18 protein-coding genes are annotated in these 25,808 nt (G+C 63.1%); 11 read left to right on the top strand and 7 right to left on the bottom strand.

Annotated elements, in window-relative coordinates; translation table 11 throughout:
• The first annotated feature begins 442 nt into the window (after nucleotides 1-442).
• Complete coding sequence (locus JS533_RS02830; RefSeq protein ID WP_241513022.1) at nucleotides 443-874, top strand: protein-(glutamine-N5) methyltransferase; 432 nt, start codon at nucleotides 443-445, stop codon at nucleotides 872-874.
• A 118-nt stretch (nucleotides 875-992) separates the two neighbouring features.
• Here JS533_RS02830 and JS533_RS02835 read toward each other — a convergent pair whose 3' ends face one another.
• Nucleotides 993-1,634, bottom strand: coding sequence for a hypothetical protein (locus JS533_RS02835; protein ID WP_241513023.1), 642 nt, complete (start codon nucleotides 1,632-1,634; stop codon nucleotides 993-995).
• A 27-nt stretch (nucleotides 1,635-1,661) separates the two neighbouring features.
• On the bottom strand, nucleotides 1,662-2,786 hold the full coding sequence (locus JS533_RS13680) for an ATP-binding cassette domain-containing protein (RefSeq protein ID WP_274619144.1): 1,125 nt from the start codon (nucleotides 2,784-2,786) through the stop codon (nucleotides 1,662-1,664).
• Between the two features lie 381 nt (nucleotides 2,787-3,167).
• On the opposite strand from JS533_RS13680, the gene JS533_RS02845 reads away from it, so the two are divergent.
• The 3 genes from JS533_RS02845 (at nucleotide 3,168) to JS533_RS02855 (ending at nucleotide 5,476) form a co-directional block, all read left to right on the top strand.
• Nucleotides 3,168-3,899: a DNA-binding protein gene (locus JS533_RS02845; protein WP_241513024.1), complete on the top strand. Its 732-nt coding sequence runs from the start codon at nucleotides 3,168-3,170 to the stop codon at nucleotides 3,897-3,899.
• Between the two features lie 492 nt (nucleotides 3,900-4,391).
• The gene (locus tag JS533_RS02850; protein WP_241513025.1) at nucleotides 4,392-4,853 is read left to right on the top strand and encodes an aminoacyl-tRNA deacylase; all 462 of its coding nucleotides are present in this window, start codon (nucleotides 4,392-4,394) and stop codon (nucleotides 4,851-4,853) included.
• Between the two features lie 71 nt (nucleotides 4,854-4,924).
• Nucleotides 4,925-5,476, top strand: coding sequence for a type 1 glutamine amidotransferase domain-containing protein (locus tag JS533_RS02855; RefSeq protein WP_241513026.1), 552 nt, complete (start codon nucleotides 4,925-4,927; stop codon nucleotides 5,474-5,476).
• Nucleotides 5,477-5,479: 3 nt separating this feature from the next.
• Here JS533_RS02855 and JS533_RS02860 read toward each other — a convergent pair whose 3' ends face one another.
• The gene (locus tag JS533_RS02860; RefSeq protein ID WP_241513027.1) at nucleotides 5,480-6,343 is read right to left on the bottom strand and encodes a hypothetical protein; all 864 of its coding nucleotides are present in this window, start codon (nucleotides 6,341-6,343) and stop codon (nucleotides 5,480-5,482) included.
• Between the two features lie 122 nt (nucleotides 6,344-6,465).
• Here JS533_RS02860 and aroA point away from each other — a divergent pair, with 122 nt between their 5' ends.
• The gene (gene aroA / locus JS533_RS02865; protein WP_241513028.1) at nucleotides 6,466-7,815 is read left to right on the top strand and encodes a 3-phosphoshikimate 1-carboxyvinyltransferase; all 1,350 of its coding nucleotides are present in this window, start codon (nucleotides 6,466-6,468) and stop codon (nucleotides 7,813-7,815) included.
• Between the two features lie 94 nt (nucleotides 7,816-7,909).
• Here aroA and JS533_RS02870 read toward each other — a convergent pair whose 3' ends face one another.
• The 3 genes from JS533_RS02870 to JS533_RS02880 form a co-directional block, all read right to left on the bottom strand.
• Nucleotides 7,910-9,139: an acetate/propionate family kinase gene (locus tag JS533_RS02870; RefSeq protein WP_241513029.1), complete on the bottom strand. Its 1,230-nt coding sequence runs from the start codon at nucleotides 9,137-9,139 to the stop codon at nucleotides 7,910-7,912.
• A gap of 130 nt (nucleotides 9,140-9,269) precedes the next feature.
• The gene (pta, locus tag JS533_RS02875; protein ID WP_241513030.1) at nucleotides 9,270-10,940 is read right to left on the bottom strand and encodes a phosphate acetyltransferase; all 1,671 of its coding nucleotides are present in this window, start codon (nucleotides 10,938-10,940) and stop codon (nucleotides 9,270-9,272) included.
• A gap of 201 nt (nucleotides 10,941-11,141) precedes the next feature.
• A complete protein-coding gene (locus JS533_RS02880) occupies nucleotides 11,142-12,623 on the bottom strand; it encodes a DUF1846 domain-containing protein (RefSeq protein ID WP_241513031.1) in 1,482 nt (493 codons plus the stop codon).
• 224 nt (nucleotides 12,624-12,847) lie between these two features.
• Between JS533_RS02880 and JS533_RS02885 the strand changes: the two genes are divergently transcribed.
• Together JS533_RS02885 and JS533_RS02890 are read left to right on the top strand one after the other, a co-directional pair.
• Nucleotides 12,848-13,891, top strand: a complete 1,044-nt coding sequence (locus JS533_RS02885; protein ID WP_241513032.1) for a hypothetical protein — start codon at nucleotides 12,848-12,850, stop codon at nucleotides 13,889-13,891.
• A gap of 5 nt (nucleotides 13,892-13,896) precedes the next feature.
• Nucleotides 13,897-15,345, top strand: coding sequence for a hypothetical protein (locus tag JS533_RS02890; protein ID WP_241513033.1), 1,449 nt, complete (start codon nucleotides 13,897-13,899; stop codon nucleotides 15,343-15,345).
• 107 nt (nucleotides 15,346-15,452) lie between these two features.
• Here JS533_RS02890 and guaA read toward each other — a convergent pair whose 3' ends face one another.
• Nucleotides 15,453-17,015, bottom strand: a complete 1,563-nt coding sequence (gene guaA, locus JS533_RS02895) for a glutamine-hydrolyzing GMP synthase (RefSeq protein ID WP_241513034.1) — start codon at nucleotides 17,013-17,015, stop codon at nucleotides 15,453-15,455.
• A gap of 458 nt (nucleotides 17,016-17,473) precedes the next feature.
• Here guaA and JS533_RS02900 point away from each other — a divergent pair, with 458 nt between their 5' ends.
• The 4 genes from JS533_RS02900 to JS533_RS02915 all read left to right on the top strand — a co-directional run bounded on the left by JS533_RS02900 (nucleotide 17,474) and on the right by JS533_RS02915 (nucleotide 25,802).
• A complete protein-coding gene (locus JS533_RS02900; RefSeq protein ID WP_241513035.1) occupies nucleotides 17,474-19,951 on the top strand; it encodes a phosphoketolase in 2,478 nt (825 codons plus the stop codon).
• Between the two features lie 219 nt (nucleotides 19,952-20,170).
• Nucleotides 20,171-22,033 (top strand): DUF6020 family protein, encoded by a 1,863-nt coding sequence (locus JS533_RS02905; protein ID WP_241513036.1) that lies wholly within the window; start codon nucleotides 20,171-20,173, stop codon nucleotides 22,031-22,033.
• Nucleotides 22,030-23,577, top strand: coding sequence for a lipopolysaccharide biosynthesis protein (locus tag JS533_RS02910; protein WP_241513037.1), 1,548 nt, complete (start codon nucleotides 22,030-22,032; stop codon nucleotides 23,575-23,577). Before JS533_RS02905 ends, JS533_RS02910 begins: the two co-directional genes overlap by 4 nt.
• Before the next feature lie 14 nt (nucleotides 23,578-23,591).
• A complete protein-coding gene (locus tag JS533_RS02915; RefSeq protein ID WP_241513038.1) occupies nucleotides 23,592-25,802 on the top strand; it encodes a hypothetical protein in 2,211 nt (736 codons plus the stop codon).
• Nucleotides 25,803-25,808 lie beyond the last annotated feature (6 nt).

The following is a 25,808-nucleotide window of genomic DNA, read 5'->3' on the forward strand; positions in this document are numbered from 1 at the left end:
TGTTCATCAGGCGCTTTTTGGTTGTTGTTTTTCTTGGTCGTTAAACATCCTACCCAGAAAGCGCTTTTCTCTTACTCCCTCAACGACTCAACAACGAACCCACACCCACGAAAACAGCAATAGCGCCATAAAAAAAACATCGGTGCGCAACCACCACGCGCACCGATGCCCACCCGCAATAAACCCCAGTGCCCAACCCTCCAAATATTCACAGGTCTACCATCTGGAATCCCTGTACAAAAGGAAGCTCGGTAGTCGAGCCTTCGGCTTAAACGCGAACTAGCCGATGTTCACGATGAGTGACAGGAAACTCGCCGGGAGAGGTCTTGGTTTATCTCGTCTCCGACACGCCGGCACTCGCCTGGCGAACGTTTTTTCGTCTACAATCCATCTTAGATGCAAGAATAAAAGCATCTAAGAACCAAAGATTATGGAGGCGCAAATGGCTGAGATCATGACAATCAAGCTCGGTGGTCGTACGAACTTCGTAGAAGAAATTCCTTACGGTGGTGGGGCCAAGCGCTCTCAGTACGGCTGGGAAGAGGGTATGACCGAAGACCAGTGCTGGGAAGCCGCTCAAGGATGGTGGCGTCTTGAGCCCGGCCGCGCGATTCGTGCGAAGCTGGCACTCGTGCTCAACAATGATAGTGAAGTCGTCGCCATCGGTCGGATTGAAGGTGTCGTTAAAGGTGAAGATCGTCTTTGGCTGCTCGGGAAGCAGGATGCTACCGGTTACGAGCAGTGGCTACACAAGCATGTGAATCGTAACCACAGCCAGAACCCGATTGCTTACTTCGATGAAAAGAGGTTCGTCAAGCCGGAAGACGTCACCGCTGAAACAGCTGACATCATCATCGACGATGCTAAGAACTAGCTCTTGATTTCAAGTTACTGCATGAGCTGCTTCGCAAAGATAATCTAAATAGATTGCCCTCCACAAAGTCGGCGTAGCCGGATGGGGAGGGCAATCTATTGCTGTACTGGGGTGTCGGTTAGTTCCCGTTGTTTGAGCTGTTTTGTACTAGTTTCGTAACCTGCTCTTCAACGTACTCCCGTTTCTGATCAGGCTGCATGTAATAGGCCGCCTTGGGGATTTGAGCAGCCGTAGCGTTCTCCAATGTCCAGAGGAACACGCAGGTGGGACCGTTCCATGATGGAGTGAAAGTGTTTCCATCGAGAGCTCCGTATATGCCGATCGTCCAATTGCCGTTCGAGTCATAAGCGAAGCAATCAACGATCTTCCAGAAGTCCTGCGGCATACTGGTGGCATCGACGGTTCCTTGATCGGCCATGAACTCATGAAGCATGGTCCTGTAATCGTCCTTGTTCATACCTACCGGCAACCATACTTTCAGATTTGCGTCTGAAGAGCCGTCTGAATAGTCTTCGGAAGAAGTATCCGAGTAATCCTCAAATGAATCGTCAGAAGAAGATGAATCATCTGAAGAGGAATCGTCGGATGACTCATCATAGGAGGAACTGCTTTGGCTTGACGACTGGTCCTTCTGGTTGACGTGGACTATAGCCGCGAATGACGTTACAAGCGCGACTGCAATGAATATCGAGGCAACTAAGATGAGAATACGTAGTATTCTCGAGTGACTCTCGTCTCGTTCTGGACTGAACTGATCCATCTTGACCTGTTTTCTCCCCTATGAATGTCAGCGACGACGCTGCATTTCTTCCTTAAGCTCTCGGATCTCTTTTGTCTGGCGGTGCATTTCGAAGGCCTGAGAAGCTTGCGCCGCAGCGGAAGCGACCATCGCGTCAGTCTGCCTCCTTGCTTCCTGGACCTTCTCATACTCATACTGCTCCAGACGAACACGATGCGCGTGCTCCTCCCATTGCTTCACCGCCGAGCTGAAATCAGCGGCTTGGCCGCAGAGCAGTAGTTGCAGCATGTATGCGTTGGCCTCATCGGTGCGGCAAGACTGCGGGAACATGAGGACCGCCGGTCGCATTTCTTCCTGTACTTTCGCTATAGCCTGACGATCCGTGTCAATCGCCTCACGAACTTTCGGGAGGACATCTTCGATGTTGCTCTTATGATGACGGTAATTGATGATTCCTGGAATCAGGAGAAGAGCCCCTACCACGGCTACAATCAATGCCATGATTGCGCTGACGGAACCGCCTTCGCCGATTATACTGCAGAGTAGAGACCAAACGGCGGCAATAATGGACAGCACCAAACAAACCAGTGACCATTCATAAACTGTCTTGTTGGTAGTGAATGCACCTTCACCGCCCTTGATGTCCTTTTTCAAAGCGGCGATGTTCGCGTACTGTTCATCAAGGGGCTGCATGATGGCAATGAGCTGACGAGGCGTCAGCTGGCCAAGTCCGAGCACTTCCTGTTTTTGTGGACTAGACGCTGGCTGACTTGGTTCCTCCGCGAATTTCCTTCGAGTGCCGCATTTCGAGCAGAAATCCGCATCGTCGGCCAGTTGGACCCCGCATTTATGGCAGAACATTTCTTCCTCCTCGTAATGACAGGGATGTCTCGGATCGGCCATGACGTTCAACTCCTTCGTCGCTCCGTCCCTCAAACAACCGTCCAATACATTATAGCCAATCCAGCCGCCGATGATAGCCCGGCCCGAATCGGGCCTGTCCAAACCGGACAACACGTACAACAAAGAGGTCTTGCCCGCTCCTGAAGGCCCGACGATCGCCGTCAACCCGGCACCGGGAATATCCAACGAGACATCGTTGATGATCACACTCGGACCGGAACCATCAGCGGAAGCCACATGCTTGACCAGCCTACGCGCCTGAACCGGCATCGACTTAACCGGTTGCAGACCGTCATCTCGTTGCCAATGGCTTGTCGCAATGGGGAGTATTCGGATTTTGGATTGCCACGCCAGCCCCTTTCCGTAAAGGTTGATTACGCCGTTTCCGACGTATGACTTATACCTTCATGGAAAGGAGCACTAAAGTCGAGAGATAAACGAGATCTGTCATCTTAGGGTGACATATCTCGCTGATGATGCTCCCAGATAAAAGAGAGCCCCCAGTGCATCACGGCTCAGTCGAAGACCGTCCGGAGAGGCCCATTGGGGGATTTCATGGAATATGATAATGATTCATGAGCCGACAGTCAACCCCAGTATCCGCTTTCCTCTCGCAGACCCCCTCGCAAGGGAAGTCCGCAGGAGAGGGCGTTGCGCGCGTGCATCACCGACGAACGGCTCACATCCTACGATTCCGAAGCGCGGCGACGCTCATGCCCGGCGCCGCGACTGTACCTGTGGGATCACGACATGGCCAGCGCCTGCATGGGCGACATCGCCATCCTCGAAGTCGTTCTACGCAACCACATGGACCGGCAGTTGTCACTCATCGCCTTGGAACAGTCCGGCACCGAGGACTGGTATATGGCGGGTCTCCGTTTCGACGACCGCACCCAACGCCAGATCCGCGAGGCATGGGGCCATCTCACCGTCCAGCAGAGGAAACGGCACACGCACGGCCATCTCGTCGCGGCGTTGACGTTCGGGTTCTGGCGCAACCTGCTGGAGAACGGCGGAGCTATCCACGCGCACTGGCCGGACGAGGGCAGCGCCGACTACGAGAACGACCTTTGGCGCAAAGGCATCGTCAAAGCCTTCCCCGGCGGGCGTCGGCACGCATCGGACGCGAACGCCAAGTGGACGAGACGCTTTGCGCTGGATATCGTCAAGACCGTGCATGCTCTGCGTAACCGTGTCGCCCATCACGAGCCTCTCGTCAACGGTATCCCGCTGCCCGGCGAGAACCGGCGCATCACGTTGGCGGACGCGATGCAGACGTGCTTCGATCTGGCGATGATCCTGGACCGGGACTTGTATGCGTGGCTGATGGACAACAGCAAGATGAAACTCGTGCTCGGACACGAGCCGCAACCCAATGAGTAGGCGACCGCTGCTGTTCTCTTCAATCACCTGTTCGGAGAAGGACGGCACGGTACGGAGAAAGAGCGGTAACAAATTGTTTTGACCGTGTGTCGACACGCCGCGCTATTCCACCGTTCCGATGCTCAAAGCCAGTAACAAACCAGTAACAATGACCGTCACGATTCGCCAATCTGGGTGGTCTGAACAAAGAAACTCGAAACTTGAAAATGGCTTGATTCCAACGGTTCCGAGGTGAGCCAAGACCGCTGGTGTGAGCCAAGAACCCTCGAATCCTAACAGGATGTCGCAGGTTCGAATCCTGTCGCCCCGACCCGAAAGCCCTACTCCCGCTTGGGAAGTAGGGCTTTGTCATACCCGGTTGTGCAGGCTGGTGATAACACTGGGTAACAATGACCGCAGACCGTCGACACGATCGGCGACGATACTGTGATCGGTGCGGGCGGCGTCGCCGCGAGTAATATGATCGGCATGACAAGCAATAGTCAACCCGCCATGTTCGATCGCATCCGCGCATTCGCCGCGGAGCACGCGGACGAGGCGACGATCATCGAGCATGAGACGGCGATCGTCGATCTGCAATCCGGCGCGACGGTGTTCGATCTCGACAAGGCCGCGGCGACATACATCGTCGAAGCCAAGGAAGGCGTGTTCGCCGTGGTCGCATCCGCCACAAGCCATTTGAAATGGCGGCAGCTGGGGCGTGCGCTGGAATTGCGGCAGCTGCATCTCGCCTCGCCGGAACTGGTCAGGGAACGCACCGGATACGACGTCGGCGAGGTCGGACCGCTGTTCCTGGGCGGCATACGCATGTTCCTCGACCGCCGCCTGCTGGACCACGACCGCGTATACTGCGGCACCGGCGACGCGCACCACACGCTGTCCATCGCGCCGCGGCTCATCGTCGACAGCAACGACATCGCCGGCATGTTCGACGGTGCCGAATTCGTGCGATAAGCGACTCCGATACGGCTTCGACGCGGCATAATGGAGACGATGCGTCGATCATGCTCATCAAGGAGGAAATCATGGCCATCGAGAACGCCAAAGTGCTGATCATCGTGAACAACTGGGGCATCGAGGAGGCGGAGCTGACCCGCCCACTGCGCGACCTGAAGGCCGCCGATGCTGAGGTCACGCTCGCCGCCACCGAGCTTGAGCCGTGCGAAACCGTGCAGCACGACCGCTATGAGGGGGAGACGCTGACGCCTGACGTGAAACTCTCCGACGTGCAGGCGGCCGACTACGATCTGCTCGTCGTGCCGGGAGGAACCTGCAACGTCGACCGCATCCGCGTGAACGAGGACGCGATCACGCTCGCGCAGGAGTTCGCGCACGAAGGCAAGCCGATCGCCGCGATCTGCCACGGCGCGTGGCTGCTCGTCAACGCCGGTCTGATCGCCGGCAAGACCGCATCGCCGTGCCGTTACATCGCCGCCGACATCGAAAACGCCGGCGGACACTATGTCGATAAGCCGCTGACCGTGGACGACGCGAACGGCTGGAAGCTCATCACCTCGCGCAAGCCCGACGACCTCGACTACTTCGTCGGCGCGATCAAGGAGGCGCTCGCTGACTGACGGTCAGACAACGAACCGTAGGTAGGTGCGGTCGTCGAAGGACTCCTGGCCGGGCGTGAAACCCTTGGTGGTGCGGTATTCGCGAATGAGCCGCGGATCGTCGCGGCGAAGATGGTCCAATTCGCGTTCCGATTCGGCGAGCGTCGGTCGCAGCAGGGGATAGCCGTCCGATGCGAGCACCACATCGTCGCCGGGACTGACGGAAACCGTACGGATCGGATACGTCGGATCGGTGAACCCGTCGAAGACGAAATACCCGTATTCGCCACGCCGGTTCGCGAACCGCGACTGCAATCGCAGGAACGGCAGGATCATCGCACGGGCGGGATCGTCGCCGGTGCCGACGGCACGGTGGTCGGTACCGACGGCACCGCCGTAATCGGCTCCATCACTCGGTCCGCATTCCAACGCCAACGCCTGAGCGGCGAACGACCGCAACTCGCCGAACAGCACGTCCACGCACTTGACCGTCGGCGTGGCCACGCCGTTGACCATGATCTGACAGTCGCCGAACAGCCACGCCTCACGCCGATACGCACTGTAGACCACCGCATTCGCCTGCAAACGCTCCCACGGTTCGCGTTCGAACAACGCCGCATCGTCGCCGATCGCGGCGTACTGCGCGCGCAGCCGACCGTCCAGCATCGTCTGCACCTGACGCATCGTCGCGTCCGCAGGCAGATCGGCGATCGCCTCCAACAGCAGGTTCTTCGCCACGACTCCGCCGCTCGGACGCCACAGCCGACGCACGCTCTTGCTCGTCACACCGTCCACCACCGCGGCGAAACCGTCCGTCAGCACCAGCCCGTCCTCATTCAACGACTGATCGGCCCTCTTGCCACGGCAGCACCGTTCGATAACACGCATGCCTCCACCATAGTGCGCATGCCGACGCAATACGGGCATCCGAACCTCAACGAACGGACACGAAACCCGCGAATGCGGACGCAGGGCGCCGCGGCGACCACGAAACCGATACGATAGCATCCATGAGCGAAACGAACTATCCCAACCCCTGGCCCGCGCCGACGGCGAGCGGGCCTCTCGACGCGACCGTCACCATCCCCGGCAGCAAATCGCTGTCCAACCGCTATCTCATCCTCGCCGCACTCGGCTTCAGGCCGGTCACGCTGGTCGGCCTGCTGCGTTCGCGCGACACCGAACTCATGATGGGCGCGCTCGCCGCGCTCGGCGTGCGCTGCGACGTCGACCCGAACGTCGAAACCACCGTCACCGTCACGCCGCCCGCGAACGGACGGTTCCACGGCGACGTCGACGTGTACTGCGGACTCGCCGGCACGGTCATGCGATTCGTCCCCGGGCTCGCACTGTTCGCTGACGGTCCGGTACGCTTCGACGGCGACGAGCAGGCGTACGCTCGGCCGATGAAACCGGTGCTCGACGGGCTCGAACAGCTCGGCGCGACCGTCGACTATCACGGCGAGACCGGACGGTTGCCGTTCACGATCACGCCGCCGGCCGAGCTGCCATCGGCCGATGATGACGCCGCGCATGTCGCGATCGACTCGTCCGGCTCGTCGCAGTTCATCTCCGGACTGCTGCTCATCGGCTCACGCCTGCCGGGAGGACTCGAGCTGGCGCACACCGGCGAGAAGACGCCGAGCCTGCCGCATATCCGCATGACCGTCGCCGACGTGAACGGGGCCGGCGGACGGGCGCTCGCCGACGAGGACGCGCGCGTGTGGACCGTCGCGCCGGCTGATCTGCAGCTGCCGGAACGCGTGGTCGTCGAGCCGGACCTGTCGAACGCCGCGCCGTTCCTCGGCGCCGCGCTGATCGCCGGCGGCACCGTGCGCGTACCGCATTGGCCGGTCGAGACGACCCAGCCGGGCGGACTGCTGCCCGGCTATCTGGAGCGCATGGGCGCGACCGTCTCGTTCCCGGAACATGACGGCGTGCGGTATTGCGAGGTGACGGCCGAGCGCGGCACGATCCGCGGCCTTGGCGACTTCGACCTGACCGCGGCGGGGGAGATCGCGCCGTCGCTGGCGGCGATCCTCGTGTTCGCGGACGCGCCGACGCGCATGATCGGCATCGGCCACCTGCGCGGGCATGAGACGAACCGGCTTGAGGCGTTGGTCAACGAGATCCGCCGCATCGGGGGAGAGGCCCGCGAACTGCCGGACGGCATCGAGATCGCGCCGGTGCCGTGCGACACGTTGCACGGTGCGGTTATGGAATCATACGCCGACCACCGCATGGCCACGTTCGCCGCGATGATCGGACTGGCCGTGCCGGGCGTGTCGGTCGTGAACGTCGCGACCACGCGCAAGACGCTGCCCGACTTCGTCGGCATGTGGACCGGCATGCTGGGATAGTTCGCAACGTCGGCCGGCATGAGAAAGCCCCTGTGACGATTCTTCGGGAACCATCACAGGGGCTTTCTCATGCTATGTCAGCGAATCAGACGACTCACTTGGCGAACTTGTTGCCGTAGGTGTCCTCGCCGGCCTCCGCGATGGCGGCGGACTTGCGGGCGATGGCCAGCTCCTCGTTGGTCGGGATCACGGCGATGATCACGGAGGAATCCGGGGTGGAGATGACGCGCGGCTCCTTGGAGCGCTTCGCGTTCTTCTCCTCGTCGAGCTTGACGCCGAACGGGGCGAGCTTGTCGCACACCATCTTGCGCACGATGTCGTCGTTCTCGCCGACGCCGGCGGTGAAGGTGATCACGTCCACGCCGCCCATCTGCGCGGTGTAGTTGCCGATGTAGCCGACGATGCGGTGCACGTACACGTCGAGCGCCAGCTTGGCGTCCTCGTTGCCCTCGGCCACCAGACGGTGCACCTCGCGCAGATCGCCGAAGCCGGTCATACCCATCATGCCGGAACGCTTGTTGAACAGGGCATCCAGCTCGTCCACGTTCATGTGGGCGTTGCGGATGAGATGGAAGACCACGGCCGGGTCGATGTCGCCGGTGCGGCCGCCCATCATCAGGCCCTCGAGCGGGGTCAGACCCATCGAGGTCTCGACCGGACGGCCGGAGATCTCGGCGGAGGCGGAGGCGCCGTTGCCGATGTGCAGGACGATCTGCTTGAGGCCCTCGGCCGGCTTGCCGATGACTTCCGGCACCACGGAGGAGATGAACTCGTGGGAGGTGCCGTGGGCGCCGTAACGGCGGATGTGGTACTGGTCGGCGATCTCCTTGTTCAGCGCGTAGGTGCTGGACGCCTTCGGCAGCTGGAAGAAGAAGGAGGAGTCGAACACGAAGATCTGCGGCACGTCCGGCAGCAGCGCGCGCATGACCTCGGCGCCCTTGGCCTCCGGGCCGTTGTGCAGCGGGGCGAGCACGGCCAGATCCTTGACGGCGTTGATGGTCTTGTCGTTGACCAGAGCCGGCTTCGGGAAGAGGGAGCCACCCTGGACCACGCGGTGGCCGACGGCGACGATGTTCGCGTCGGCAAGCTTCGGGCCATACTCCTCGAAGAAGCCGAGCACGCGCTTCAGGCCCTGCTCGTGGTCGTGGATCGGCTCCTCGAGCTCGTGCTTCTCGCCGTTGTACTCGTGCTTGTAGTGGCCGTCGACCGGCTCGCCGATCTTCTCGACGAGACCGGAGGCAAGGCCTTCGCCGGACTCGAGATCAACCAGCTGGTACTTGATCGAGCTGGAACCGGAATTGATGACAAGGACGGTTTTCGCCATTGTGGGCATCCTCCATATTGTTTGCCGTGCCGCGAGAACGCGGCTTTCCAAATCTTCAGATTACTCGTTGCTTGCTACAAAAACGTTCGCCGGGCGGTCGTGGCGACCGGCCCGGCGAACGTCGACGCCGCTACTGCGCCTCGATGGCGGTCAGGGCGATCGTATTGATGATATCCTGCACGAGCGCGCCACGGGACAGGTCGTTGACCGGCTTGTTCAGGCCCTGCAGCACCGGGCCGATGGCGAGGGCGCCGGAGGAGCGCTGCACGGCCTTGTAGGCGATGTTGCCGGCGCACAGGTCGGGGAACACGAACACGTTGACGTGGCCCGCCACATCGTTGCCCTTGGCCTTGGTGGCGGCCACGCTGGGCGACCATGCGGCGTCGAACTGGATGGAACCGACGACCGGCAGGTCGGGGGCCTTCTCCTTGACCAGGCGCGTCGCCTCCTCGACCACGTCCACGTCGGGGCCCTTGCCGGAGCCGAGCGTGGAGTAGGAGAGCATGCCGACCTTCGGGTCGATGCCGAAGGCGCGCGCGGTGTCGGCGGACTGCAGCGCGATCTCGGCGAGCTGCTCGGCGTCCGGGTTGAGGTTGATCGCGCAGTCGGCGAACACGGCGACGTGGTCCTTGAAGCACATGAGGAACGCGCCGGAGACGAGCTTCTGGCCGGGCTTGGTCTTGATGACCTGCAGGGCCGGGCGCACGGTGTTGGCCGTGGAGTTGATCGAACCGGAGACCAGGCCGTCGGCGTAGCCGAGCACGACCAGCATCGTGCCGAAGTAGCTGGCGTCGGCCAGCTGCTTGCGGGCCTGCTCCTCGGTCATGCCCTTCTTGGCGCGCAGCTCGCACAGTTTGGCGACCATGGGCTTGAGCACGTTCTCGTCGTCCTTGGCCTGGAAGCGGGCCCGGTCGAGGTGCTTGAGGCCGAGTTCGGCGCCGCGGGCGAGGATCGCATCCTTGTCGCCGACGATGATGAGGTTCACGATCTCGCGTTCGAGCAGGTAGTCGGCCGCCTTGATGATGCGGTCCTCCTCGCCTTCGGGCAGCACGATCGTCTTCTTGTTGGCTTTCGCGCGGCCGAGCAGGCTGTACTGGAAGGCGTACGAGGTGACGGGGAATTCGACGTCGACGTCGAGCGCGCGCAGCACCTCCTCGGTGGGCACGTTCGCCTGGAACGCGGCGAGCGCGGCGTCGGCCTGGGAGGCGTACTCGAACGGGGTCTGCGGGATGGTCCACACCGGCAGGCCGAAGTCGGCGAGCGTGTTCTTGACGGAGACGGAGTGGCGCGGCTCGCAGCCGGTCACGAAGATGCCGAGCACCTTGTTGCCGGCCTGCTCCATGCCTTCGATGGACAGCTGCACGGTCTCCTTGAGCTCGTCCGGCCAGCGGTCGATGGTGCACACGGCGAGGAAGACGCCGGCCTGCAGGTCGGCGGCGATGTCCGCGTTGAACGAGTAGGTGGTGGGGTCGTTGACGTGTGACTTGTCGGTGCCGACGATGAGCGCCGCGTCGGCGCGGGACACGTTCATCGCGTCGTTGAACGCGGCCACGATGTCGCCGCGGGCCGCGGCCTTGTCGCGGCGCACCTGATGGATGTCGAGTCCGGTGGACAGCGCTACGCCGAGGCCGGCGTTGGAGGCGGCGAGCAGGACGGGCGTGAAGTGGTCGTGGTTGGAGACGGCGGGGCGGAACACGGCGGTCTTGTATTTGGTGGTCAGGGCCTTGAGCACGCCGTAGGCGACGACGTTGCGCCCGTTGGCTCCCTCGGGGCTGGCGATGTAGACGTTGGTAATGGTCACGATGTATCTCCTCGTTGATGGTTGCGCGTGTGACCGCTTTGTTCACACTCATCGCCCATTGTAGTGTGGTGCCGTTCGCCTTCGGCCGTCCCAGCCTGTGTGACTTGCGTCACAGTGCGGGGCGGCGATGTGAACGGCACCATGCGCCGCGGGTCATCCGTTCGAACGGTCCGTCGTACCCGGACGTCACTTGTGGGGACGTCACTTGTGGTACAGACTCACCCGCTCGTACTTCGGTTCGCAGCATACGTTGATGCCGAGCTTGCGGTAGGTCGCCTCGTCGGTCGGGGAGACGATGACCGAGAAGAACGCGTCGCAGCCGCGCAGCTGTTCGAGTCCGGCGATGACCTTCGCCGCGGTCGGATCGGACGCGCTGGTGATCGACAGCGCGATCAGCGTCTCATCGGAGTGCAGGCGGCGGTTCGTGCTGTGCAGATGCTCGGTCTTGAGCGTGCAGATCGGCTCGATGTTCGCGTCGTCGATCACCGGCAGTTCCGCGTCCACGCCGGTGACTGCCTTGAGCGCGTTCATGAGCAGCGCGCTGGCCGCTCCCATGAGCACGCCGGTCTTGCCGGTGACGACCCGTCCGTCCGGCAGCACCATCGCGCCTGCGGGAGCCCCGGTCAGTTCCTCCTTGCGCAGGGCGGCCGCCCGTGCGGGGGACAGGTTCTCGTCCACGCCGGCGCGCTGCATGATCGAATGGAGGCGTTCGACCTGCTCCTCACCGGTGCCGGTGCGCTTGAGCTGTTCGGCCGCCGTGAAATACCGCCGAACGATCTCCATCTTCGCGGCCTCACGGCACGCCTCGTCGTTCGAGATCGCGTAGCCGGCCATGTTCACACCCATGTCGGTGGGGCTTTGGTAGGGGCTTTCGCCCATGATCCGCTCCATCATGGCCTTGAGCACTGGGAACGCCTCGACGTCGCGGTTGTAGTTGACCGTCGTCTTGCCGTACGCCTCGAGATGGAACGGGTCGATGATGTTCGCGTCGTCGAGATCGACGGTTGCCGCCTCGTACGCGACGTTGACCGGATGGTTGAGCGGCAGGTTCCAGATCGGGAACGTCTCGTATTTCGCGTAGCCGGCCGCGACGCCGCGCTGATGCTCGTGGTAGAGCTGCGACAGGCAGGTGGCGAGCTTGCCGGAGCCGGGGCCGGGCGCGGTGACGACGACGAGCGGACGGCTGGTTTCGACGTAGTCGTTGCGTCCGTAGCCTTCGGGCGACACGATGCGTTCGATGTCGTGCGGATAGCCGGCGATGGGGTAGTGCAGATAGCAGGTGATGCCGAGCTGATCAAGCCGGCGACGGTAGACGTCGGCGGCCGGCTGGTTCGCGTACTGCGTGAGCACGACGGAGCCGACGTGGAAGCCGCGCGAACGGAACACGTCGATCAGGCGCAGCACGTCCTCGTCGTACGTGATGCCGAGGTCGCCGCGCATCTTGGCCTTTTCGATATGGTTGGCGTTGATCGCGATGACGATCTCCACGTCCTGCTTCATGCTTTCGAGCATGCGGAACTTGGTGTCCGGCCGGAATCCGGGCAGCACGCGCGACGCATGGTAGTCGTCGAACAGTTTGCCGCCGAACTCCAGATACAGCTTGCCGCCGAACTGCGCGATGCGTTTCCTGATGTTTTCGGCCTGCAGCGCGATGTACTTGTCGTTGTCGAATCCCTGTCGCATGTGAATCGGCATTCCTTTCGGTCCGTGGCCTCGGCGTCGGCGCGGCACTCGGATGCGCCGCGCGCAAATGTAAGAATTGTACCGAAGATTCCACCCATGTATGCTGGTTCGTATGTTTGCCGCGGCACCGTATCGGCGTTCTCCGGGGTGTACGGGGAGACTGTCGTTTGGATGCAACGGGGATATAAATCAGCATGATTGCGTCGATCGATGGAGAGATGAGTATGGCATTTCAGTTTGATCTCGCTGAGGCAGCAGATGCGGCGAAGAAACAGGCGGGGAGAGCTGCCGGTGCGTTTGCCGGGGTGGCGGGACAGGGGATAAAAGCGACTGGGGACGCAGCGAAGAAAGCCCGCGACACCATGTCCCAAGCTGCGGCGGATCTGAAATCGTCGGCCGAGAAGGTCGTTGAAAAGAAAGAAGAGAAAACCGAGGAAAAGATCGACGAATACGATCAAGCCGTCATCGAGTACAATCTCGCCTACACTGACTTGAACGACGCCGGCATGGGTCTGCTGAGAATTCGGGAACGCTCCGTGGACCTCCTCGACGCAGTGACCGCGCTCGTCAATTCGATAGCGAACACTCCGAAGTCGTTCCAACAGGATATCGCGGAAATCATTCTCACAAGAAAAGAATTCGAGGACAGTGAGACCTTCGCCCGTCGGGAGATAAAGGCGGCCAGGGAGTCGGCGATTGGCGCCGGCGCCGGCGCGGCCGCTGGCATGGCAGTGGCCAGCATGGCTCCTTCTGTCGCAATATGGGCGGCGACCACGTTCGGTACCGCGTCCACGGGCACCGCCATCTCGACGTTATCCGGAGCGGCGGCGACCAATGCGGCGTTGGCCTGGCTGGGAGGCGGCGCATTGGCCGCTGGCGGCGGCGGCATGGCCGCGGGCAATGCGCTGCTCGCCATGGCGGGGCCGATCGGATGGACTATGGCTGGAGCCACATTGCTCACGTCGATCGTGCTGTTCGCCAAGAAACGGCATGACATCGCGCAGGAACGGCAACGTGAGCTTCTCGCCCTGAAGGAGAACGCGGCCGCACTGGGCAAGATGACCGTGCACATCGGTGATGTGTCTTCCAGAACCGGCAAACTGCGGGAGGCATTGAGCGGAAGCTTCCTGTCATGCTGTCACGCGTATGGTGCCGACTACCATTCCCTCGCGGACGAGGAACGGCTACGGCTCGGCGCATTGGTCAATTCGACTAAGGCGTTGTCCGCCCTCATCGCGGAAAGAATCTCCGACGGGGATGTGGAATGACGGATATGGCGGATAGCGTCGCCCGTAACGCCCAGGAACAGCTGACGGGGGCGTGGATCGGTCTCATCAACCAGCTGAGGATCGGTGACTTCATCGACCGACTGGCGGCGCAGGACCTCAACTTCAGGGATGCGATGGCATCAATGGATTGGGCGGTGGCGGAAATCGACAAGCTCGTCGTGACGAACCGCGGCGGCGACAGGGGTGTCCATGGATTCATCGCCGAGGTGGCCGAATGCGGCATCGAGAACGCGAGATCGATGCTGCGTGGACAGAGTCCGATTTGCCGATGGGTCAACGACAACGGCGCGGCGGATCTTGCACGTGACGGTGTGAACATTCAGGTCAAGTTCGTGCAGTCGGGAGGTCGGTATTCCCTCAATGCCGTGCTTGATCATCTGAAGAAGTATCCCGACTTCGTGGATGATTCGGGGATTTACCAGATTCCCAAGGACTATTACGGTACGATCCGCAGACTGTATGGCATGACTCGGCCCGAGGCCGTGAGACTGGTCAAGGGCGCGGACGGAGCGTCATACTCGGATTGGGAGAAGATCCAAGAATACTTCCATTCCACCGGGCTACGCATTGATGATCTCGAACCGTCGGATTTCTCCTATGCCGAGGTCCAGAGGGATGCGATCGACGGAGCGATGAAGGCACGGAAGACCGTGCTGGCTGACGAGGATCGGCGAATCCGCGAATCCGCGTACAGGGCGAGCCGGCCCAGCATGGCGGAAGGGGCCAAGGCAACCGTGATAGGTGCGGCAATGGAAGGCGCCACGACCTTTGCGCTAGCTGTGAGGCGCCGTGCCATGGGGCGGGGAGGACTCCGCGAACTGACGCAGGACGACTGGGTTGCGATCGCGAAGGAATCCGGGCTCGGTCTGGCAAAGGGCGGGGTGCGCGGCGCAGGTGTCTACGGTCTGAACAATTTCACGGCCACCCCCGCAGCCGTGGCGACTGCGTTGATGACCGCTTCCTTCGGCGTCGCGGAGCAGATCCACGAATTTCGTTCCGGTGCCGTGGATGAAGCCGAGTTCATCAGACGTTCGGAGATGATATGCCTTGATTCGGCAGTCAGCGCCCTATCCGGTTTTCTTGGCCAAGCATTGATTCCCATCCCGGTGCTGGGAGCGCTAGTGGGCAATGCCGTGGGAACCTTGATGTACGAAAGCGCCAAAGACATTGCGAACAAGCATGAGACCGCGGTGCTGAAACGCCATGCCAGAGAGGCGCATGAGCAGGATTTGCGACTGGCTGGGGAATACCGGAAATACGTGGAGCGATCGGATGCCGCGATGATGTCATATCTTCGCATCCTGGGGAAGACGTTCACCATCGACGTGTCCGTAGCATTTGCGGGCTCGATCGAACTTGCCCGGTCCCTTGGCGTGCCACAAGAGGAAATCCTTACCGACATGCGGCAGGTGGATGATTACTTCCTCGGCTGATGCCGGCGTATTGTTCCCGGGATACGCCGGCAGCGGAGCATCATTGCACAGAGCATGAAGACGGATGACGGTAATCCTTCATGCTCTGTAACACGATTAATGATTCATCATTCCCATTCGATGGTTGCCGGGGGCTTGGAGGTGCAGTCGAGGACGACTCGGTTGATCTGACGGCATTCGTTGGTGATGCGCGTGGAGATCGTGGCGAGCACGTCGTAGGGCAGGCGCGACCAATCGGCGGTCATGGCGTCCTCGGAGGAGACGGGGCGCAGGACGATGGGGGAACCGTAGGTGCGCTCGTCGCCCTGGACGCCGACGGAGTGGACGTCGGCGAGGAGCACGACGGGGCACTGCCAGATCTCGCGGTCGAGGCCGGCCTTGGTGAGCTCCTCGCGGGCGATGGCGTCGGCCTCGCGCAGGACGGCGAGGCGCTCGCGCGTGATCTCGCCGACGATGCGGATGCCGAGGCCGGGGCCCGGGAACGGCTGGCGCCAGACGATCTCGTCGGGCAGGCCGAGTTCGGTGCCGATGGCGCGCACCTCGTCCTTGAAGAGGGTGCGCAACGGCTCGACGAGTTCGAACTTGAGATCCTTGGGCAGGCCTCCGACGTTGTGGTGGCTCTTGATGTTGGCCGCGCCGTCGCCGCCGCCGGATTCGACGACGTCCGGGTAGAGGGTGCCCTGCACGAGGAACTTGACCTCCTTGCCGCGGGCGCCGGCCTCCTCGAGCACCTGGCGCTGGGCCTTCTCGAAGGTGCGGATGAACTTCTCGCCGATGATCTTGCGCTTGCGCTCCGGCTCGGAGACGCCCGCGAGCGCGTCGAGGAAGTCGTCGGCCGCGTCGACGGTGATCAGGCGGATGCCGGTCGCGGCGACGAAGTCGTGCTTGACCTGCTCGACCTCGCCCTTGCGCAGCAGGCCATGGTCGACGAACACGCAGGTGAGCTGGTCGCCGACGGCCTTGTGCACGAGGGCCGCGGCGACGGCGGAGTCGACGCCGCCGGACAGGCCGCAGATCACTTCGGCGTCGCCGACCTGTTCGCGGATCTTCTTGACCTGGTCCTCGATGATGCCGGAGGCGTCCCAGTCGTTGGGCAGGCCGGCGCACTTATGGAGGAACGTCTCGATGAGCTGCTGGCCCATCGGCGTGTGCTTGACCTCCGGGTGCCACTGCACGCCGTAGAGCTTGCGGGATTCGTCCTGCATGGCGGCGACGGGCGCGCCTTCGGTGTGGGCGAGCACCTCGAAGCCGGCGGGCGCGGTCTTGACAGCCACGCCGTGGCTCATCCACGTGTTCTGTTCGGCCGGGGAGCCGGCGAGGATGCCGTCCGCATGGTCGATCGTGGTTTCGGTCTTGCCGTATTCGCCGAGCGCGGCCTTGTCGACGTCCGCGCCGAGCGCGTAGGCCATGGCCTGGAAGCCGTAGCAGATGCCGAGCACGGGGACGCCGGCGTCGAACAGCTTGGTGTCGACGCGCGGGGCGCCGGGCTCGAAGACGGAGGCGGGGCCGCCGGACAGGATGATGGCCTTGGGATCCTTGGCGAGGATCTCGTCGGCCGGCATGGAGTGGGGCACGAGCTCGGAGTAGACGCCGGCCTCGCGCACGCGGCGCGCGATGAGCTGGGCGTACTGGGCTCCGAAATCAACGACAAGGACAGGACCTGTTGCCATGAATTCTCCCTTTATATGCAAAATTGGGTGTTCCGGACGGTTAACAGATCCATTATGGCGGCGCAAGGCGACATTGAAGGCGTGTTGCCGTGCCGCGGACGGGATGCGATGAAAGTAACATTCCGTTACGTTCGCTTGAACAACACGCCGCGCTCCCCTGGGGAGAAACGAACGTGGCCTATATGCTTAAATCGTTGATTTGGCGCGGAAAATGGCCGTTTTGAGGTAACGTTTCGGTAAACTTGGTGTTCACAAAATCCACATCGAAAGCAAACAAAACATTAGATTTTCCTAACATTTCCGAACACACACGCAAAAAATCGGTCAGAAGTCGGGCATCAATCGTATGATGCCAAGTGATTGGGATTGAGCACGGCTGAATCGCAAGGCTCGGCACGGCCCATGACCTACCGATAATAACCAATCGCACAACACAGTGCAGGAGTACAGGAGTACATATGACGAGTCCTGTTATTGGCACCCCTTGGAAGAAGCTCAACGCTCCGGTTTCCGAGGAATCCCTCGAAGGCGTTGACAAGTACTGGCGTGCAGCCAACTACCTTTCCATCGGCCAGATCTATCTGCGTTCCAACCCGCTGATGAAGGCGCCGTTCACCCGCGAAGACGTCAAGCACCGTCTGGTTGGCCACTGGGGCACCACCCCGGGCCTGAACTTCCTCATCGGCCACATCAACCGCTTCATCGCAGATCACTCCCAGAACACCGTGATCATCATGGGCCCGGGCCACGGCGGCCCGGCCGGTACCTCCCAGTCCTACCTGGACGGCACCTACACCGAGACCTTCCCGAAGATCACCAAGGACGAGGCCGGTCTGCAGAAGTTCTTCCGTCAGTTCTCCTACCCGGGCGGCATCCCGTCCCACTTCGCTCCGGAGACCCCGGGCTCCATCCATGAGGGTGGCGAGCTGGGCTACGCCCTGTCCCACGCCTACGGCGCGATCATGAACAACCCGAGCCTGTTCGTCCCGGCCATCGTCGGCGACGGCGAGGCCGAGACCGGCCCGCTGGCCACCGGCTGGCAGTCCAACAAGCTCGTCAACCCGCGCACCGACGGCATCGTGCTGCCGATCCTGCACCTCAACGGCTACAAGATCGCCAACCCGACCATCCTGTCCCGCATCTCCGACGAAGAGCTCCACGAGTTCTTCCACGGCATGGGCTACGAGCCGTACGAGTTCGTCGCCGGCTTCGACGATGAGGACCACATGTCCATCCACCGTCGCTTCGCCGAGCTGTTCGAGAACGTCTGGGACGAGATCTGCGACATCAAGTCCGCGGCTCAGACCGACGACGTGCATCGTCCGTTCTACCCGATGATCATCTTCCGCACCCCGAAGGGCTGGACCTGCCCGAAGTTCATCGACGGCAAGAAGACCGAGGGCTCTTGGCGTTCGCACCAGGTCCCGCTGGCTTCCGCCCGCGACACCGAGGCCCACTTCGAGGTCCTCAAGAACTGGCTCGAGTCCTACAAGCCGGAGGAGCTGTTCGACGAGAACGGCGCCGTGAAGGACGACGTCACCGCCTTCATGCCGAAGGGTGAGCTGCGCATCGGCGCCAACCCGAACGCCAACGGCGGCCTGATCCGCGAGGACCTCAAGCTCCCGAAGCTCGAGGACTACGAGGTCAAGGAAGTCCAGGAGTACGGCCACGGCTGGGGCCAGCTCGAAGCCACCCGTCGTCTGGGCGTCTACACCCGCGACATCATCAAGCTGAACCCGGATTCGTTCCGTATCTTCGGACCGGACGAGACCGCGTCCAACCGTCTGCAGGCCGCGTACGACGTCACCAACAAGCAGTGGGACGCCGGTTACCTGTCCGAGCAGGTCGATGAGCACATGGCCGTCACCGGTCAGGTCACCGAGCAGCTCTCCGAGCACCAGATGGAAGGCTTCCTCGAGGCCTACCTGCTCACCGGCCGTCACGGCATCTGGAGCTCCTACGAGTCCTTCGTGCACGTGATCGACTCCATGCTCAACCAGCACGCGAAGTGGCTGGAGGCCACCGTCCGTGAGATCCCGTGGCGCAAGCCGATCTCCTCGATGAACCTCCTGGTCTCCTCGCACGTGTGGCGTCAGGATCACAACGGCTTCTCGCACCAGGATCCGGGCGTGACCTCCGTCCTGCTGAACAAGTGCTTCAACAACGACCACGTCATCGGCATCTACTTCCCGGTTGATTCCAACATGCTGCTGGCCGTCGCCGAGAAGTGCTACAAGTCCACCAACAAGATCAACGCGATCATCGCCGGCAAGCAGCCGGCCGCCACCTGGCTGACCCTCGACGAGGCCCGTGCCGAGCTCGAGAAGGGTGCCGCCGAGTGGAAGTGGGCTTCCAACGTCGAGTCCAACGACGAGGCCGACATCGTGCTGGCCGCCGCCGGTGACGTCCCGCAGCAGGAGCTCATGGCCGCCGCCGACAAGCTGGCTGCCCTGGGCATCAAGTTCAAGGTCGTCAACGTCGTGGATCTGCTCGCTCTGCAGTCCGCCAAGGAGAACGACGAGGCCCTGTCCGACGAGGAGTTCGCCGAGATCTTCACCGCCGACAAGCCGGTCCTCTTCGCGTACCACTCCTACGCCCGCGACGTGCGTGGTCTGATCTACGATCGCCCGAACCACGACAACTTCAACGTCCACGGCTACGAGGAGCAGGGCTCCACCACCACCCCGTACGACATGGTCCGCGTGAACAACATCGACCGCTATGAGCTGACCGCCGAGGCCCTGCGCATGGTTGACGCCGAGAAGTTCGCCGACAAGATCAACGAGCTCGAGGCCTTCCGTCAGGAAGCCTTCCAGTTCGCGGTCGACAACGGCTACGATCACCCGGACTACACCGACTGGGTGTACTCCGGCGTGAAGACCGACGTCCAGGGTGCCGTCACCGCCACCGCCGCCACCGCCGGCGACAACGAGTGACATTAGCCTGATCGCTAGGTCATAACGGCATAGAAGGCTCCCCGAGGAGAAATCCTCGGGGAGCCTTCTGCATATCCGTGGCGCATGCCGAAGGCATCGCCATGAAACACAACTGACGGGAGGGAGTCTCTCCGTCCAGCGTTACAGGACCGACATCACTCGATGAACAGTAGGCCAAATGCCTTCGATCGAGCGGAGCCGTCCCCTATCGTCGTAATCATGAAGTTGGGCAGGTTCAGGCCTCCGTCGGCGGCTCAGACGGTGCTGTGCCTCATATGCGGCGTAGCCGTCACAGGCGCCGACGACGCGGCGACCGTCGCGACGCTCGGACCGTTCGACGCCCGTTTCGCCGTCCGCTCACTGGGTGCCGCCCTGCTGCTCCTCGTGTTCCTCATTGGCGAGGGACTCATGACGGCTCCCGCGAGAATGGATCGCGGCGGTCGGGACAAACCCGCCGTATACGCCGCCTTCCGCATCGCCGCTTCCCCCATGCTGAAGCGCTACCGGTCCCTGCCGTTCGCCGGACGGCTTCTCGCGACGTCCGCGGTCATGCTCGCATGCTGGTCGCCGGTCATCGTCATGATGTACCCCGGCACCATCTGGTACGACACCGGCGACCAGATCGCCCAATGGTACGGCATCGGGGCGTACGGGCAGCCTGCCGGCTCGATCTCCTCCCACCATCCCCTGCTCGACACGATCGTGTTCGGCTCGCTCGCTCGTCTCGGTGATGCGTTCGCCGGCGATTATCGGAGCGCGTTGGCCGTCTACGTCATCGTCCAATGCGTCGTCATGTGCGCGGAGCTTTCCGGCGTGTGCCTGTATGTCGCGCACGTCGGGCGTCCAAGGGCCGCGCGCGTGGCCGCAGTCGCCTTGTTCGCCTTCTTCTCGTTGTTCCCCGCCCTCGCGATCTTCATGATGTCCATCGTCAAGGATTCGCTGCACCTCCTGTTCCTCGTCCCGTGGCTGGTGATGTTTGCCGAGACCGTCCGCACCCGTCTCACGGTGCTGCGCTCGCCCCGTTTCGCCGTCGGGTTCGCGGCCCTGTCCGTGGCGGCCGCCCTGACGACGATGACGGGACTGTACGTGACGGTTCTCTCCCTGTGCTGCCTGCCGCTGATGCGAGCCGGATGGGCCGACCGGCTGCGCGTGGCCGCAGTCGCCGCCGTCACGGCGGTCACGGCGATGGTCGTTTTCCCCACCGTCGCCCGTTCCGTTCTCGACGTGACGCCCGAGGATCAGAACCAGTTGCTGGTCGTGCCAATGCAGATGACCGCGCGGTATGCGCTCGATCATCCGGATGATGTGACCGACGCGGAGCGCGCAGCCATCGACCGAGTCAACCACGTGCCGTTCTCGCGGATGGCCTCGCGTTACAACCCATATCTGGCCGATCCCATCATCCAGTACTCGCTACGCGACCCATCGGGCGTGGGGGAGTACCTGCGGGCGTGGGCGGCGATGGGCCTGCGTCACCCGGACTCGTATGCGAACGCGTTCGCCGCCCTCGAATCGGGATGGGTCGCCGTGAGCCGCACGCCGACCGACGTCACCGACCGGGGGATCGGCTTGGACGAGCTGCGCGGCATCGCAGGCAGGGCGACGGCCAACCGCATCCGATTCCAGATCGCCAATGCGATCAGCCCGCCGTTCTCACGCATGCCCCGGTACCGCGCGAACCCCGAGGGACAGTCGGGCGTCTACGCCCTGTGGGGCTTCTGGCAATCCACGCCCGTGCTTCGGATATTGACGCTGACAGCCCTGTGGACGTTTATCCTGCCTGCGTTCCTGCTCTTCCGCCTGCTGCGCCACGGTCGCCGCGGCAGACGGCCGGCGCGACCGGCATACGCCGCCTTGCCCGCCGTGACCGGGGCGCCGCTCGTCTGGTCGCTGCTGTCGCTGCTGCCTAGCGCGATTTCCATACCGCTCAAGCCCACGGCCAGCCGGTACATGCTGTGGGCGCTCGTCGTCGTCCCGTTCATGCTCGCCCTGTGCGCGTCATGTCGGGACGGGACGGACGAACCATCGGTCGGGACCGGCGCCGAACCGGCGCACGGCGGTCGGAAAGGAGACGAACGATGAACCGCGGACTCATCCTGAACCTCGTCAGCAACCTCGCGTTCTTCGTCAGCGGCTATGCGATCCATTTCTTCCTTGGCGGCTTCGCCACGCCGGCGGGCTACGGGGTGGTGGGCACCGTCATCACCGTGCTCGACATCGAATATCTGTTCGTGTCCAACGGTGCGCGGCAGTCCCTGTCGCGCACCCTGTCGTCCGGACGGTACGATCCACGCGACGTGGTCGTCAAGACCCTCGCCGTGCAGACGGGCATCGTCGCCGTGTTCGTGGCCGTCGACGTGCTCGGCGCCCCCGTGTTCGGCCGGGTGCTGGGCGACCGGTCGCTCGACCTGTACATGCGTCTGGCCGCGTTCCTGGTGCCCGCCAACGGCCTGTATGTCGTGATGCTCGGCATCAACGACGGGTTGAAGTGCTTCGGCCGCAGCGCATTGCTGTCCACGCTGTACCCGCTCGTCAAGCTCGGCACGATCCCGCTGATCATATTCGTTTTTCCCGACCGGCCGGTCATCGGCGTGGAGTTCGGCTACTGCGCGTCGATGATCCTCGTCATCCTTCTCGGCACGGCGATGCTCGCGCCGCATCTGATCGCCATGCGCAGGCGCGGCGGCAAAGGGAAGGCCGCCGCGTCCCATTCGCGCATCGGCTGGCGCGAGGCCGCGCACGGCACGATCTCGTTCTCCCTGTTCTTCATCATGGCCTCGCTCGTCCTGAGCGCCGACACGCTTGTCGTCAAGGCCAACCTGCCCGACGCGATGTCCGGCTTCTACACCGGGGCCATGAACTTCGGCAAGACCACGTACTATCTGCTGCAGGCGTTCGCCGTGATCATCCTGCCCGTCGTCTCCGGGCTGATCGGCGAACGGCGGCGCGTCGAGGCGCTTGGCAAGGCCCGTGACCTCGTGCTTCTGGCGGTCGTGTTCATCCTGCCGATGGCCGTCTCCATCTCGGCCACAAGCGTCAACCTCCTGTCGTCCTTCTACTCCCGGCAGTTCGCCGTGGCCGCTCCGGCCCTGTCGTGCCTGGCTCTGTCGAGCTTCTTCATGGGCGCCACGGTCGTGCTCAACATGGTGCTGAACGCCGAGAGGGACACGCACTTCTCCGACATCCTGTCCGCCGTATCGCTGCCGGTCGTGGTGGCCGCGTTCGTCGTCGCCGCCCGGTTCGGCGGCATCACCGCCGTGGCCGCCACGAGCATGGGCGCGACGTTCCTGACGATGCTCGTCTCCTACATGCAGGTGCGTCGTCGGTTCGGCGACGTCATGTCGCGCGCCGCATGGGTCGCGGTCGGCGTCAACGTCGTCCTGTGGATCGTCATGGCGGCGCTTGCACCGATCCTTCCCATCCGCAACTTCATCGTGCTGGTGCTTGTCTACATGCTTGAATACATGGTCTATCTGGCGGTGCTCGCCGCGATGGGCGTGCTTTCCCCGGCATGGGTCAGGGCGTTCGCCGCGGGATTGGGCCGCGGCGGTGCGGCCGGCGGGTCCCGGTCCCGCGGCGTGGGGACGGCGTCGGCCGCCGCCGGCATGGATGGGGGCGTCCGATGATCCGTGGGATCCCGATGCCCCGGATGACGAGGGCGCGCGTCACGCCGGTCCTCGTCGCCGTCCTCACGATCGTCGTGCTCGAACTGTTCGTCTTCAACCTGCCGTTCTGGCAGACTGCCGGTTCACGGCCCGAACAGGCGCGCGACGACGGCGTCGGCCCGGGGCTGACCGTCGAGAAGGGCGGCATCGCCATAGTCACCGATCCCGACTACGCCTGGCGCGACCTGTCCTCCGACCAGCCGATCGAATACCTGTACATGGGACATGCGAACGCCGAACGCCCGCGTCAGGACGACACCGTGCGCTGGCGGATCTCCACCGCGAAGGCAACCGACGGCGGCTGGTACGACGCCAACGCCGACGTCGGCTACTCGCCGTCGTCCGAAGCCTCCCGATACTCCCGGGTCGGCGGACGGGCCACCCGCGTGCGCATCCGCTACCGCATGGACAAGGGCGCGGTCATCCCGTACAACCCGGTGACCGTGAACCCGCACGTGCCGATGCGTGTAAGTCTCCTGCGGCTCGCGCTCGAAACCGTCGTCGCGCTGCTCGTCATCCTGTTCAGGCCCTCGTCCCGCCTCTATCGGATCCGACTGGCAAGAACCCGAGCCTGTCTTGCGCCGCTCGCCCTATGCGCCGCGTTCGCCTGCACCGTGCCGCTCGCCCTGTTCGCGATGGCCACCCCGCAGGACAGTCCCGAACCGGTCTATTGGGACTTCTACGCCACATATCAGGCCACCGACCAGTACCAGCGTCTCGCCGATGCGATCCTGAACGGCCGCGCATGGCTTGACTATCCGGTCAATGACGCGTTCGCCGGCATGGCCAACCCGTACGACACGCGCTCGCGCACCCTGCTCGCCCTGAACCACCCCGACATGCCCATCTACTTCGACGTCGCGTTCCATGATGGGCGCTACTACAGCTATTTCGGGGTCCTACCGGCGATCCTGCTGTTCGTCCCGTTCAAGGCCGTGACCGGCATGCCGCTGCCCACCAACGCCGGCATTGCCGTCGTCGCCCTGCTGGCTTCCGCCGCATGCGCCCTGCTCGCCGTGCAGATCGCCCGGCTGATCGGCCGTCGTCGCCCCGTCTCGCTCGGCGCGACCATGCTCGGCATGCTCGCCTTCATGCTCGGCAACGGCATCGCCATGCTCATCCAGCTCGGTCTCTTCTACCAGATCCCGCAGGAGCTGGCCGTCGCATGCGCCGCCGGCGGCCTTGCCGCATGGATCGAGGCGAAACTGCTCGGCCTTGGCTCGGGGCTCCCCGACAAACGCTTCCTGGCCTTGGGATCGTTCCTCATGGCATTGACGATCGCATGCCGGCCTCAGGTGGCCGCCGCCTCCCTGATCGCCATACCCCTGTTCGCCGACGAGATCCGCGGCCTCTGGCGCGAGGGACTGCACGGCCGTCACGGGTTCCTGCGCGAGGCGACCGTCTGGGCGTACGCGCTCATCCCGTACGTGGTCGTGTTCCTGCCCCAGTTCGCGTACAACATGATCCGGTTCGGCTCGCCCACGGACTTCGGCGCCACCTACAATCTCACCGGCTACGACATGACGCATTTCCATGCGCCGCTGACCCAATACCCGGCGTTCCTCTTCCACTACCTCCTGCAGCCGCCGAACCTCACCGCCCACTTCCCGTTTGTCGGCTGGGATGAGGTGCCGCTGACCACTTGGCGGTCCGAGCATCCGCACTTCGGAGGATGGTTCATGACCGACGCGCCGTTCGCGCTCATCCTGTTCGCGCTCGTCGTATGGCGTCCGCTCATGGCTCGGGTGCGGGCCACGGGCCTCGCCGCCGGGGTGCTCGGGTGCGCGGGGCTTGTCTTCCTCGTCGACGCGCGCATCACCGGTGTCGACTACCGTTACGAGATCGACTTCGCGTGGATGATCGTGGTCGCCGTGGTCGCCGTGCTGTATGCGCTCGACGCGGGGCTGGGCGTGGCCGCCGGCAACGGCGTCGCGCAGGCGGGGCGGGCCGGTGCGGTCGGTGCGACGGAGCCGTCTCTGGGGACGGTCGTCGGCGGGGACGGTACCATGGCCGGTTGCGCTTTCCCGTTCGACGCGCGCTCGGCGCTGCGTCGAATCGTGTTCGGCTGGTTCGCGGCGGGCGTCGTCGTCGCGGTCCTGTTCCTGTTCTTCAAGCAATTCGCGTATGGCATGAACATGCCTGTGCGTATCTGGTGGGACGTCGCCTCTTGGTTCCTGTTCATGTGACGGCGG

It is taken from the genome of Bifidobacterium amazonense (genome assembly GCF_018555435.2).
Classification (GTDB): domain Bacteria; phylum Actinomycetota; class Actinomycetes; order Actinomycetales; family Bifidobacteriaceae; genus Bifidobacterium; species Bifidobacterium amazonense.